The organism is Parvimonas parva (assembly GCF_045866535.1).
Lineage (GTDB): Bacteria > Bacillota > Clostridia > Tissierellales > Peptoniphilaceae > Parvimonas > Parvimonas parva.
Genome location: NZ_AP038371.1, coordinates 1346509 through 1360374 on the forward strand (window position 1 = coordinate 1346509; position 13866 = coordinate 1360374).

A 13866-nucleotide genomic window follows, 5' to 3' on the forward strand; every position below is an offset into this window, starting at 1 on the left:
CTAAATCACTCCTTTTTGTCTAACATCTTTAAACTGGCTAAAAAAGATAAACTTGCAAAAATGAAACTTAAAATCACACAAATTAAAACATTTGTACTTGTAAAATATCGAAGTAATTCTTCCTCCATTCTAAAGAAAAATCCTGCATCAATTAAAGCGATTAACAATACAGACACAGTTGATACAACTTCACTTGTATTAAGTAAAATCGGAAGTAAAATTGGTAAAAACAAATAGAAAATTATAATTTGTACTTGAAAAGCCGAAATAAATTCCGTTCTTCCAAATAGATGAATTAAAATATAATCAATTACAAATAATAAAGCTGTTGAAATATATACCAAAGCATATTTTTCTGATACTATGTCTTTAACAGAATAAATTTGTTTTAAATCTCTTATCTTAGCTCTTGTAAAGCCGATATTCTTTTCTTTAACACTTATATAGATTAAATCTCCAGTAAGTGCAAAAAGTCCTAATAACAATATCGGAATATTTTTAGAATATACAGATATCAATGTGATTAAAATATCAATTAAAATATTTATCGAAAATTTTTTAATTCTTAAAAAGTCGTTATAAAGTAGCTCTTTCATCTAAATCACTCCTTTGTTTAAAAATATCATTATATCCTCTACTGTAGGTTTGTCAAAATTTTCTCCTCTAAAGGCATTTCTAATTACACAAGCCTCTATGCCATAATGACCTTGTTTAACTCCTAAAATATCACATTTTGCAATTCCGTTTAAAATACTTTCATCACCTTTTATTATGCAATATTTTTCAAGTAAATCATCTTTATACTCTGAAAAAAGTAATTTTCCGTTATCAATATAAGTTATTACATCTGAAATTTTTTCAATATCTGATAGAATATGTGAGGACATTAAAACTGAATGTTTTCCATCTCTAACAAATTCAAAAAGTGAATCCAAGAGTTCATCACGAACGATTGGATCAAGTCCGGAAGTTGCCTCGTCTAAAATTAACAATTTCGGATTATGTGAAAATGCAACGGCTAATTGTAATTTCATCTTCATTCCCTTTGAAAGTTCACTTACTTCCTTTACAATTTCTATTTCATAATCGGCAAGTAATTTTCTAAAAAGATTTGCATCCCAATGTTTATAAACTAAACTACAAAACTTTTCAATTTCATAAATTTTAAAATTATTAGGAAAATGAATTTCATCAAATACAATTCCGATATCCTCTCTTTGAAGCGGAGTTAATTTATTATTTTCAACACCGAAAATCGTACAACTTCCTCCGTCTTTTACTGCTATGTTTAAAATTGTAGAAATTAAAGTTGTCTTACCTGAGCCGTTTTTCCCAATTAAACCCATAATACAACCCTCTTCCAAATCAAAAGTCATATTCAAATTAAATTTTTTATAATTTTTTTCAAGATTTTTAACCCTTAACATAGTTACCTCCAATTTTCAAAAATTTCTCTAATTTCTTCTTTTGAAAGACCCAAAGCATCTGCATAAGAATAAACATTTTTAATTGATTCTTCCAGCAATCTGTAATACTCGTCCTCAATTACATTCACAGTCTTATTCGTAACATAAGTTCCCTTTCCCGTAACAGTTTGAATAAAACCGTCCTTTTCAAGCTCCATATACGCCCTCTTGGTCGTAATAACACTAACCTTTAAGTCGGTTGCCAAAGCACGAATCGAAGGAAGTAAATCGCCTTGCTGTAAGTTTTTATTCATAATCTCTTTTTTTATCTGTTTTACAATCTGCAAATAAATTGGGTCTTTGTCGTCTTTGTATAAATTAATTAACATATAACCCTCCTTCTTCTACTGTATATATACATTATATACACTTAAAAATAATTTGTCAACAGTTTTTTTAAAATTTTCTTGTTTATTTTTTATTTAACTAAGTATTTTTTTATTAAATATTGAATTTTAATAATGTTACAAAAAAAAGCCGTTACTTTCGTAACGACTTTTATCTTAAAATCCTAAGTATAAGAAATACAATCCTATTAATAAAATTATTATTCCAAATACAATTTTTACAATATCCGAAATTTTCCCGTATGATTTGTTTGACATAACTTTTCCAACAAATCCTGTACTTGTTCCTGCAACTACAACCAGAATACTATTTCCAATTGAGTATAGTAAAAATAGTAACACGCCCCAAACTAAACTGCCTTTTCCTGCAACTATGGCAAGTAATGCAACTAAGATTGGCGTTGAACAAGGACTTGAAAAAAGTCCTGCCATTATTCCTACAACTAAAGCTCCGACATAACCCGTTCTTCCACTCTTGTTTGTCAAAACTTTGCTTGGAACAACATTTACTACTTCCCAAGTTTGTAATGCCATTAAAATCATTACAATACCTAAAAATATATTCCAAAGTTGTCCTGATTGGTTAAAAATCTTGCTAAGAAGTGCTGCCAAAACTCCAAGTGTCGTATAAGTTATCGCCATCCCGATTGCAAATACGACAGAAATCTTGAAAGCTCTCTTTGTATCATTCTCTTTTGTTCCGGTCATAAAACCGATAACTAAAGGAATTGATGCCAATGAGCAAGGTGAAATTGAAGTTAATATACCACCAAGCAATGCAAGAATTGGTGCAAAAATACTAAATGATTTTAAGCCTTCCCCAATAATGCTTTCTAAATTATTTAACATTTTTTAACATCTCCTCAATGACTTCTTTTAAGCCCTCATACTCAACAACACTCTCAGAACCACCAAATTTTAATTCATCAGTTTTCTTATCTTGGTAAGCAACGTAATTTATTTTTTTAGCTAAATCTTCTGATGCCTTAAAAGGTGTACCATCTGCATTGTAGTAGAACAATGTAGGTGTTACTCTTATAGGGAACTCTGAAGCAAACTTCTGTTCTTTTCTAATATCTACTGTTTTTATGATGACTTTATCTTTATATTCTTCTCTCAGTTTTTCCAAAACCGGGTGCTGAACAGCACAAGCATGTCATCCGTTTTGACTAAAATCCAAAATGATTGGTTTCTTTTGACTTTTTAGATTTTCTAAAGTCAACTCCTCTTTTGAATTAGATTCTTTTTTTGTATCTTCTTTATTTCCATTTGAAGATTTTTTTTCAGTAATAGTGTTACTACTTAAATTTTCATTTTTATCCATTTTATTGTTCATAGACAATTTTTTAAAAACAAAAATTCCAAGAACTAATACCAACACCGAAACTATCAATGTAATTTTCTTTTTCATATTCTCTCTCCTTGATAAAATTTGATACAAATATACCCACCAAGAGAAATGAATAATCATAATTAACCGAAGAAATTATACAAGTTCAATTAATTTATGGCTAAAGTAAAAAAAGTTCCATATTTAAAAATCTTCAAGTATGGACTATTAATTAATCTTAAGTTGCACACTTTAATACCTCATAACGATTAATATTACCAACAAAAAAATCCACCTACTAGATGGATTTTCTAAATAAATATTATTAAAATACTAATTCAACTGCCATTTTTATATTTAAGATACTATAAGTTTCATAAAAAAATAGGCCTTAGCCTATTTTAAAATTTTGTAAATTTATTTCGTTTAGTCCGTCAATTTTTTCTTGTTTTTGAATGTTTTCAAGCAATAATTTTTGAATTTTATCAATGGAATTTTCTAAATTTTCTCCTTTTAGCAATTCACTTGTAACAAGGGAAGAAAATGTATCGCCTGTTCCACAGATTTTTATGTCGATTTTTTCTGTTTCAAACCATTTTTTTGAATTTTTTGAGAAATACAAAGTATTTAGTTTATTATCCTCTTCAAAACTTTTGATTAGAACTTGCTTCGCTCCCATTTCAAAAAGTTTTTCTGCAATTTTTTCTACATCTTCTTTTTTTATTTCTGAAAAATCTTTTTTGTAATCTGTAAGTAAAATGCTCTCCGTTAAGTTTGGAGTTACAATATCTGCAAACTTAACAAATTCCTTGTAAAATTCGATTTGTTCTTCTGTTGCTCCTGAATATTTTGTTCCATTATCGCCAAGTATTGGATCTAAAATAACTTTTCCTTTAAATTCTTTCAAAAAGTTTTTTATTACTTCAAACTGTTCTCTGCTATCCACAAAGCCTATATAAATTGCATCAAATTTTTGAATTTTTTTGATTTTTTCAAATATTTCTGAAAAATTCGGCATTTCAAAACTTAAAAAGTCTTTATAAGCCATATGTGAAGAAAATATTTTTGTTGGAATACCAAAAACTTCATTCCCATTTTGTGTTAATATGGAAATATTGACCTTTAAGGCACAATTTCCAACACAACAATAATCGTTAAAAACTAAAATTTTCATTATCTGATAGTTTTCTTTACGATTGGTTTTAAAGCCTTAACCAAGATCACAGCGATTATAACTCCAACTACTGCATTAGTTGATGAAGCCCATAGTCTTTGAATACCTTTTGCTATTGCTCCGGCTTGTGGTAGGCCTTTTACATATATATCTGTAATGTAGCTTTTTGATAGGTACAAAATCACATAAGTTACTGCTCCTGTAATTGAACCGATTAAGTTTTTCTTAAAGTTTTCGGCATTTGCTCCATTAGAATAAGCAATTGTTCCACAGATAAAAGCCATTAAAAACTTAAATGTAAATGTGAATGGGGCAGAAGGTAAATAAATAGGATTTATAAGGTCAAAAATTGCTGATCCCAAACCTGATGCAAGTCCCCCTGCAATAGGTCCCAACAATAATCCGCATAAAAGACAAAATCCGTTTCCGATATGTACTCTTGTCATACTCGCTCCAAGCGGTATTTGGATTTGAATTTGTGAAGCTACAAAAACAACTGCTGCCATCACTCCTATTAATGTTATTTTTTTTATATTTAGTTTGCTTTCCATATAAAACACTCCTTTGATTAATTTGGTCAAATATAGTATAATACATTTATTGATACTATTTGTAGTGTCAAAATTGTATTTTTTTATGGGGTCAGAATGTTAGTAATCAATAATGGTGTAATTTACCTACAAATTTATGAATATTTCAAAAATGAAATAATAAATGGAACATACAAGGCAAATACAAAACTTCCGAGCAAGAGAAATCTTGCAAAGGAATACAAAATCTCGCTCAACACAGTTGACAATGCCTACTCAAAACTTTTAGAGGAGGGTTTTATCTACTCGAAAGAAAGACAGGGATTTTTTGTTGCAGACGTTGGAGAGCTCTATGTCTTGGATAACAAGCCTATACATATAAAAAAGGAAGAAGAAAATATCGAATACGACTTTTCATACAATGGAGTAAGCGCGGAATTTCCATACAAAGCATTTAAAAAAATTTCTGCAACTATTTTTGACAACAAAGACATTTTAGAAAAAGTTGACTATCAAGGCTATATGCCTCTTAGAGTACAAATCGCAGAGTATCTAAATAAGTCGAGAGGTTTTAAAGCCGACCCGTCTCAAATTATTATTTCAAGTGGTTCAGAATATCTTTTCCAAATAATTTTTAAATTAATTTCTGGAAAATTTGGCATCGAAGACCCTGGATATAAAATGCTACATAATATAATGGATACAAATGATATAAAGTATGAATTTATCCCTGTCGATGAAAACGGAATGAATTTGAAGGCGCTTAAAAGTTCAAAATCCGACTTTTGCGTTATAACTCCGGCTCATCAATTCCCTACCGGCGTTATAATGAATATGCAAAGACGTGTTGAGCTTTTGAATATGAAAAAGATAAAGTATGTAATCGAAGACGACTACGACAGCGAATTCAAATATTCAAAAAGACCCGTACCTGCTTTAAAATCAATTGACATAAATGACAAGGTAATTTATATCGGCTCTTTTTCAAAGTCCATTTCTCCAAGTTTTAGAGTTAGTTTTATGGTTTTACCTTTCAATTTGGTTGAAAAATATAATAAAATTTTTAAATTTTTTATCTGCCCCGTTTCAATTATGGTACAAAAAATGTTGACCAGCTTTATTGAATCAGGTGAGTTTGAAAAACATTTAAACAGAATGAGAAAAATTTATTCTAAAAAAAGACAATTACTTATGGATATGTTAAGTGAAAGAAAAGATATTACAATAAGAGGTGCAGACGCCGGACTTCATATAGTTTTGGAATATCCTAAAAGCTATTCAGAGGAATTAATCGTAGAAAGGGCAAAGATGAAAAAAATCAAAGTCTATGGACTTAGCTCTTATGGAACAAAAAGAGAAATACCATCAATTTTATTAGGCTTTGCAACGCTTAGCGAAGAAAAATTAAAAGAGGGAATTAAGTTGTTTTTAGAAATTTAGGAGGTTTTATGAAATTTAAAGAATTTAATTTTAATGAATATTTTGAAGATATAAAAAGAATTTATAAATCAACAGATTGGCTTACCTATCTAAATGATGATGAAAAATTGAAAAGAGCTTTTGAAAATTCTCTGTGTTTTTTAGGTGCTTTTAAAGAAGATAAATTAGTTGGCTTTATCCGTTGTGTAGGAGATGGAGAACATATAGTTATTGTCCAAGATTTGATTGTGGATAAAGAATTTTATAGGCAAAAAATTGGAACAAAGCTATTTAATTTGACTTCTGAAAAATTTAAAGATGCTAGAGCATTTTGCCTTTTTACAGATATTGAGGATATAAGGGATAATGAGTTTTACAAATCGGTTGGAATGGTAAAAATAGAAGAAAAAAATATGGTTTCTTATATCAGATAAGTGGCTGAAGTTAAAGAAAGTACCATATTTGAAGATTTCTCCACTGCTCTTTTTAAAAAAGAAATAGCTGTGATTTTATCACAGCTATCTTTATATAATCTTCAGTTATTTTTTCTATTTATTTCAATTATTTTTCAACAAGTTTGGCACTTCCGTAATTAATTTTATCCAATGTTATGTTTAAAACTTCACTTCCTGCCATTAATTTATATGTTTGTCCTAATTTCATATCATTAACACTCACTATTACATTCTTATAAGCTCTCTTTGGCTTGTATTTTGCTATAACTTTTCTCATCTTATCTAAAACTTTCAGTTCTTCTTTAGTTTCTTTTGAAAAGCTCATCAAAACACTTCCTTGTGTTGAAAGTTCCCCAAAACTTTTAACCATCAAGTCATTTCCTGTTGCAATAAACTTTCCACCTGTTATACTGGCTGTACCGTCGTAGCCCATTGCGAGGCTTTCACTATTTTGTGAACCCTCAACAAAAGTTTCTCCTCCGGCGATAAAAATATCTCCCTCAGAATCTAAACCTTTTTTATCTGCTAAAATATTTACATTTCCGCCACTGATTTTGATATATAAGTCAGCGTTGGCACCTTTTTTGCTCTTCGCTTTTATCCCATCACTTTTTGAAACAACCTGTGTGTTTCCACCTTTTATGTCTATGCGTTTGCTTTCGATGCCGTCATCTCCACTTTTTATATCAAGTTCGCCACTTGCTATTGTTACGCTTGAATTTGATTTAATTCCGTCCTCTCCAGCTGAAATATCAAATTTCCCACTTGAAATATAAACACAACCTTTATCCTTATCTGTGTTGTGACTTACCTTTAATCCATTTCCTTTTTCTCCGGCTTTTATTTTATATTTCCCACCTGCAATGGCTACTGAACTATTTGAATTTACAGAATCCGTAGCAGTATCTATTGCATATTTTCCATCAACAAAAACAATTTTATCTTGAGATATAATCCCTCTACCATAAAGAGAAGAAAGATTTAAAACTCCGGTACCGTTAAAACTTAAATCGCTTTTTGAAAAAATAACTGAATTCTTGTTGTTCTCTGTTTCATCTATTGAGCCTTTTAAAGCCAATACATTTTCGCTTTCCGATGCAAGAGTTATGATAGTTTTTTTAGAATTTTTTATAAAAATCGGTGTATTTGTAGAAGAAGATAAATTTACACCATTTAAAACAATTCTAACTTTATCACTATTTTTTGCATTTACTACAATTTGTCCCTCTTCAAGTCTGCCGGTCAAAATGTAAGTTCCACCGGAAGAAATTGTTAAAACATTTCCAGAAACACTAACATTTTTCCCTTTAACATTTGAAATATCACTTAAATCTATTTTTATTCCTTTTTTTTCGTCAATCATGGCATCATAATCATCGTCTTCAAAAAGATTTGCCTTATTTTCTTTATTTAACTTCATAGCTTGTAATGTCTGCATATTTACCTTTTTTGTAGGCTTGCTACAAGCAACCAAACAACCAGACAATATAGCCAAACTAAATAGTTCAACTACCAATCTATTAGCCCTCATATTGCCCTCCTTAATATTCTTGACACTATAAAATCTCCCAATTAATTATCCTTATGCTAATATTTTACAACCCAAACCTTTAACAAACCTTAAATGAATTTTTATACAAAAAAAGTAGCTTTCGCTACTTTTAAAATTTAACTGTAAAAACAATTCTTTCTCCGTCAAAACTATCAGCAGAAATTTTCCCCTTATGTTTTTGAACAATCGACTGAGCAATGGAAAGCCCTATTCCATAGCCACCTGTTTTACTATTTCTTGACGAATCCGCTCTGTAAAATCTTTCAAATAAAACATTATAATTTTTAACTTCTAAATTATCTGCTTCATTTTCGACAGTCAATGTAATTTTTCTATTTTGTCTTGAAAGTTTTACTTTTATATCAGTTTTTTCTCTTGCATACTTAATTGCATTGTCAAGAAGAATATTTACAAGTTGTCTAATCAGTTTTTCATCGCCTTTAAACGAAATGTCCTTTTCAACATCAACCAGAATATTTTTATCCAAGCTTAAAGCCAAGTCTTTAACTTCATTTGTCGATTCTTCTACAATATCAGAAAGTGAAAAATCCAACATTTCCAAAGAATTCAATTCCTCTAACTTTGTAAGTGAAATTAAATTTCCAATAAGACCGTTTAATCTGCTTACTTGCTTATGAATATTGTCCGTCCACTTGCTCTGTCCACTTTCCATTTCAAGCACATCGGCACTTGTATTTATTATAGCAAGTGGCGTCTTTAACTCATGGCTCGCATCTGTAATAAAAGCATTTTGTTTTTCATAAGCCTGAACCATAGGAGAAACAGCTTTTTTAGATAAAATAATTGAAAAGAATGTAACAAGTCCTAATACAAAAAAGCTAATAATTATACTATTTTTCAAAGTTGAATAAAAAACGTCATAATCCTTTACAACATCTACAAATGCAATCAAAATGCCATTTTCAGCTGACGACACAACATACTTAAATCCCTTATAATAACCCGTCTTATCCCCTTTTGACAATACGGCTTTAGCATAATCAACAGCCTCAGAAGAACTTGTCAAAAAAACATCATCAGTATTAACCGTTACAATATTTTTCTTAACATCAGTCTTAACAGTAAAAAATCTATTTGAAAAACTCTTAGCATACGAAGCCTTATCCTCCTCTAAAGAATCCTCAAACATTGTAAATTTCGGCATCTCTCCGTCATTTAAAACAAGAATATTAAGCAAATTGTCCGAACTGTACTTAATATTATAAAAATTTGTAATATTCACAAACGCAGTTATAGATAAAAGCACAATAGTTATAATGCCAACAGAAAAATATACAAACTTTTTTCGAAGTTTATTTTCCATTTAATTCCTCCAAAGAATAACCAACATTTCTAGTAACCTTTATCTCAACATTAGCCTCCAACTTTGCAAGTTTTTTTCTAATATATGAAATATAAACCCAAACAACACTTATATCAGAATCTGTGTCATAACCCCATATCTTATCCATAAAAGTATCTGCAGAAATTATAGTAGAAGGAGCAGACATAAACATTTCAAGCATTTGAAACTCCTTGCTTGCAAGTTTATAATTTCCTTTTTTAGAAGATAACTCAAAGTTAGTCCTATTCAAAGTAATATTTCCAAAAGTCAAAACATTATCCGTAATATTTTCTTTTCTTCTAGTTATAGCTCTAAGTCTTGCAAGAAGTTCTTTAACTTCAAAAGGCTTAGTAAGATAATCATCTGCTCCACTATCAAGTCCAACAATCTTATCATCCAGTTCAGACTTTGCAGTAAGCATAATAACCGGAATACTATTTCCCTCTTCTCTTATAGTTTTCAAAACAGTTATTCCATCAACCTTCGGCATCATAATATCTAAAATAACAGCATCATAATTCTCTGCACCAAGATAAGTAAGAGCCTCCTCTCCGTCATAAACAACATCAACAGAATACTTATTGCCTTTCAAAATCGCACAAAGACCATCAGCTAAATCAATTTCATCTTCACAAATTAAAATTCTCATAAAATCACCCCGTACTTTCTCAAATATATGATACAAGTATAACCTTAAAACAACTTAAAATCAAGTATTAAAAAATCACTCAAGCGAGTGATTTTAAATATAATCATTAATTTAGATTTAATTTGCTTCTTACATAACTTTCGAACATAACAGCTTTTTCTTTATTCATCGCTGGAACGTCTTTTAGTTTGTAATCTTTTCCGATTTCTTTATACTTTGCAACGCCCATTATGTGATATGGTAAGATTTCAACTCTTTCGATTTTATCTCTATATGGTTTTATGATTTCGATAAATTTATCCATTGATTCTCTATTATCTGTAAAGCCGGGCACCATTACATGTCTGAACCAAATTTTTCCTTTAAAATATTTTTCAATATATTCTAAAAATGTAAAAAATCCGTCTATTTTTTGTTTTACCATTTCAATATAGCCTTGGTTTGAAAAACTTTTTACGTCCAAAAGAATTGTATCCGTATTTTCTAAAATGTCTTTAAAATATTTTTCATTTCCGTAACCACTTGTATCTATGCAAGTATTATATCCGTTTTCTTTTAGTAATTTTAGGGTTTCAGCTAAAAATTCTCCTTGTAAAAGAGGTTCTCCTCCGGAAAAAGTTATTCCCCCGTTTCCTCTGTAATAGGTTTTGTATCTCTTAGCTTTAGACAGCACAAAATCAGGTGTTATCTCCGTACCACCTTGTAATGCTTGAGTATCAGGATTGTGACAGTAAAGGCATCTAAGAGGGCAACCTTGTAAAAAGAAAATTGTCCTTATGCCCGGTCCGTCAACAAGACCCATCGTTTCGATTGAATGTAGTCTGCCTATTACCATAAAATCACCTTTTAATTATTTTAAAAAAATGTAGAAAAAACAAAGCAGGACAGCCTGCTTTGTTTATTTTATCATTTACTTTGCAACTTCTTAACGACTTTCGTGGAAAGTTCTATGAATTACTTCCATTTGTTGTTCTTTTGTAAGTCTGTTAAATCTAACTGCATATCCAGAAACACGAATTGTAAGGTTTGGATATTTTTCCGGATGATCGTAAGCATCTAATAAAGTTGCTCTGTCAAGTACATTAACATTCAAATGGAATGCTAATTGTTCAAAATAACCGTCCATTAAGTTTGTTAAATTAACTTTTCTTTCATCTTCACTATTTCCTAATGCTGTTGGAACTATTGAGAATGTATTTGAAATACCGTCTTGACAACATCCTGCAAAAGGAATTTTCGCAACTGAGTTAAGTGATGCAATCGCACCTGTCTTATCTCTTCCATGCATTGGGTTTGCTCCCGGTCCAAATGGTTCGCCTTTCTTTCTTCCGTCTGGAGTTGTTCCAGTTTTCTTACCATAAACTACGTTTGAAGTTATAGTTAAGATTGAAAGTGTATGTTCAGAATTTCTATAAGTTGGAGTTTTTCTAAGTTCATTCATAAAGCCTTCGATAACTTCTACTGCTAATGAGTCAACTCTGTCATCATCGTTTCCGTATGTTGGGAAATCTCCTTCTATTTCAAAGTCAATAGCTAATCCGTTTTCATCTCTTATTGGTTTAACTTTTGCATATTTAATCGCACTTAGTGAGTCTGCTACGATTGAGATACCTGCTACACCAAAAGCCATGTATCTGTGAACAAAAGTATCGTGTAGAGCCATTTGTCCTGCTTCGTAAGCATATTTATCATGCATATAGTGAATTGTATTCATTGTATTTACATAAAGTTTTGCAACTTTTTCTAAAACTAATTTGTAGTTAGCATAAACTTTATCAAAATCTAAAACTTCATCTTTAATTGGTTCAATACCATCTAAAACTTTGATTAAAGAACCGTCTTTTGCTTTTTTCATTTCGTCAACGCCACCGTTAATAGCGTAAAGAAGTGATTTTGCAAGATTTGCTCTTGCTCCGAAGAATTGCATTTGTTTACCAATTACCATTGAAGATACACAACAAGCAATTGCATAGTCATCTCCATGAACCGGTCTCATTGCATCATCATTTTCATATTGTAATGAACCTGTTTGAATACTCATCTTTGAACAATAATTTTTCCAGCCTTCCGGTAAATCTAAACTCCAAAGAACAGTCATATTTGGTTCTGGTGAAGAATCTAAATTAGTTAAAGTGTGTAAAATTCTAAAAGCTGTCTTTGTAACTAATGTTCTTCCATCAAGACCCATACCACCTAGAGATTCAGTAACCCAAGTAGGATCTCCAGCGAATAAATCATCATATTCAGGAGTTCTTAAATGTCTCATCATTCTAAGTTTCATAACGAATTGATCGATTAATTCTTGAGCTTCGCTTTCTGTTAAAGTTCCTTCATCAATATCTCTCTTGATGTAGATATCTAAGAAACCGCCATTTCTACCAAGACTCATTGCAGCTCCGTTGTTTTCTTTAACGGCTGCTAAGTAACCGAAGTATAACCATTGAATAGCTTCTTTAGCATTTTTAGCAGGAACAGAAATATCACATCCATATTCCATAGCCATTTTCTTCATTTCATCTAAAGCTCTGTATTGTTCAGAAAGTTCTTCTCTAAGTCTTATTATATCTTCAGAAGCTAATTCACTTTCTAATTTTTTGTATTCATTTAATTTATCTTCTCTTAATCTGTCGATACCATAAAGAGCAACTCTTCTGTAATCTCCGATAATTCTTCCACGTCCGTAAGCATCAGGAAGACCTGTTAAAAGACCAACAGTTCTAGCTTTTCTCATTTGAGAAGTGTAAGCATCGAATGTTCCTTGATTGTGAGTTTTTCTAAATTCATTGAAATACTTTTCAATAGTTGGATCCATTTTTAATCCGTAAGCATCTAAAGAATTTGTTACCATTCTATATCCACCATAAGGATTTACAATTCTCTTCATTGGTTCGTCAGTTTGGAAACCTACGATTAATTCATTTTCTTTATCTAAATATCCTGCCGGGAAGTTATTAATTCCAGAAACTCTTGTAGTATCAACTTTAACAGTTTTTGTTCTAACTTCTTCTAAAATTAAATCTTCAGCTTTTTTCCATAAATTTTTTGTTCTTTCAGTTGGCTCTGCTAAGAAACTTTCATCTCCTTCATAAGGAGTATAGTTTAATTGAATGAAATCTCTTGTATCAATATTTTCAGTCCAATTACCAGTTTTAAAACCTCTCCATGCGTCCATAAAATCATCTCCTATTAATCATTCATTTTTTAGATTTATCTAAATATGTAATTTATTTTTCTTTGTATATATATTTTACAATATTTTTTTACATTTATCAGTGATTGCAATCACAAAAACAGCAAAAAACGTTTTTATTTTTAAAAAAATCACACAAAAAGTCAATTTTAAAATTAATGCTTACAAAATTTTATATTAACTTAATTTTATTTGAACATATTTCCGTTTCGATAAATTTAATGATGTAAATATATTGAAATAAATATTCTTTTACACAAGAATCGTAAACTCATATTTATTTTAACATATTAAACGATATTTTTCAAATTTTTAATGAAAAATACACTTTTTAACATTCAAAAAACGATAAAAATTATGATATACACCTGCGTAGGATTGTAATAAATTTAGGAGGATATTATATTAA

The 13866-nt window shown here is 30.2% G+C and carries 14 protein-coding genes and 1 pseudogene; 2 read left to right on the forward strand and 13 right to left on the reverse strand.

Translation table 11 applies throughout. The features are described 5' to 3' along the window. Positions 1-5 precede the first annotated feature (5 nt). The 8 genes and pseudogenes from ACKTSI_RS06665 to ACKTSI_RS06700 form a co-directional block, all read right to left on the reverse strand. The gene (locus ACKTSI_RS06665) at positions 6-596 is read right to left on the reverse strand and encodes a hypothetical protein (protein ID WP_407862759.1); all 591 of its coding nucleotides are present in this window, start codon (positions 594-596) and stop codon (positions 6-8) included. After that, a complete protein-coding gene (locus ACKTSI_RS06670) occupies positions 597-1427 on the reverse strand; it encodes an ABC transporter ATP-binding protein (protein ID WP_068474180.1) in 831 nt (276 codons plus the stop codon). It abuts the gene before it with no gap. 2 nt (positions 1428-1429) lie between these two features. Further along, positions 1430-1795, reverse strand: a complete 366-nt coding sequence (locus ACKTSI_RS06675) for a GntR family transcriptional regulator (RefSeq protein ID WP_068474177.1) — start codon at positions 1793-1795, stop codon at positions 1430-1432. A gap of 174 nt (positions 1796-1969) precedes the next feature. Beyond that, complete coding sequence (locus ACKTSI_RS06680) at positions 1970-2662, reverse strand: cytochrome c biogenesis protein CcdA (RefSeq protein WP_308577176.1); 693 nt, start codon at positions 2660-2662, stop codon at positions 1970-1972. Next, positions 2652-2951: pseudogene (locus ACKTSI_RS06685) on the reverse strand (thioredoxin domain-containing protein); the annotation flags it as partial. The gene ACKTSI_RS06680 and the pseudogene ACKTSI_RS06685, both read right to left, overlap by 11 nt. A gap of 18 nt (positions 2952-2969) precedes the next feature. Beyond that, a complete protein-coding gene (locus ACKTSI_RS06690; protein ID WP_068474167.1) occupies positions 2970-3224 on the reverse strand; it encodes a hypothetical protein in 255 nt (84 codons plus the stop codon). Positions 3225-3534: 310 nt separating this feature from the next. Beyond that, the gene (locus ACKTSI_RS06695) at positions 3535-4317 is read right to left on the reverse strand and encodes a bifunctional hydroxymethylpyrimidine kinase/phosphomethylpyrimidine kinase (RefSeq protein ID WP_407862760.1); all 783 of its coding nucleotides are present in this window, start codon (positions 4315-4317) and stop codon (positions 3535-3537) included. Beyond that, the gene (locus tag ACKTSI_RS06700; RefSeq protein WP_353887915.1) at positions 4317-4877 is read right to left on the reverse strand and encodes an ECF transporter S component; all 561 of its coding nucleotides are present in this window, start codon (positions 4875-4877) and stop codon (positions 4317-4319) included. Before ACKTSI_RS06700 ends, ACKTSI_RS06695 begins: the two co-directional genes overlap by 1 nt. An 87-nt stretch (positions 4878-4964) precedes the next feature. Here ACKTSI_RS06700 and ACKTSI_RS06705 point away from each other — a divergent pair, with 87 nt between their 5' ends. Beyond that, complete coding sequence (locus ACKTSI_RS06705) at positions 4965-6287, forward strand: PLP-dependent aminotransferase family protein (RefSeq protein ID WP_407862761.1); 1323 nt, start codon at positions 4965-4967, stop codon at positions 6285-6287. Positions 6288-6295: 8 nt separating this feature from the next. Next, positions 6296-6700, forward strand: a complete 405-nt coding sequence (locus tag ACKTSI_RS06710; RefSeq protein ID WP_068474162.1) for a GNAT family N-acetyltransferase — start codon at positions 6296-6298, stop codon at positions 6698-6700. Positions 6701-6827: 127 nt separating this feature from the next. Here ACKTSI_RS06710 and ACKTSI_RS06715 read toward each other — a convergent pair whose 3' ends face one another. The 5 genes from ACKTSI_RS06715 to pflB form a co-directional block, all read right to left on the reverse strand. After that, positions 6828-8252: a carbohydrate-binding domain-containing protein gene (locus tag ACKTSI_RS06715; protein WP_407862762.1), complete on the reverse strand. Its 1425-nt coding sequence runs from the start codon at positions 8250-8252 to the stop codon at positions 6828-6830. Positions 8253-8382: 130 nt separating this feature from the next. Beyond that, positions 8383-9597 carry a sensor histidine kinase gene (locus ACKTSI_RS06720; RefSeq protein ID WP_407862763.1) on the reverse strand — a complete coding sequence of 405 codons (1215 nt, stop codon included), beginning with the start codon at positions 9595-9597 and terminating at the stop codon, positions 8383-8385. Continuing rightward, positions 9587-10267, reverse strand: coding sequence for a response regulator transcription factor (locus tag ACKTSI_RS06725; RefSeq protein WP_288867974.1), 681 nt, complete (start codon positions 10265-10267; stop codon positions 9587-9589). Before ACKTSI_RS06725 ends, ACKTSI_RS06720 begins: the two co-directional genes overlap by 11 nt. A 106-nt stretch (positions 10268-10373) precedes the next feature. Beyond that, entirely contained in the window at positions 10374-11102 is a 729-nt protein-coding gene (gene pflA, locus ACKTSI_RS06730) for a pyruvate formate-lyase-activating protein (RefSeq protein WP_288979219.1), read from the reverse strand. A gap of 90 nt (positions 11103-11192) precedes the next feature. Further along, positions 11193-13439, reverse strand: a complete 2247-nt coding sequence (gene pflB, locus ACKTSI_RS06735; protein WP_407862764.1) for a formate C-acetyltransferase — start codon at positions 13437-13439, stop codon at positions 11193-11195. Positions 13440-13866 lie beyond the last annotated feature (427 nt).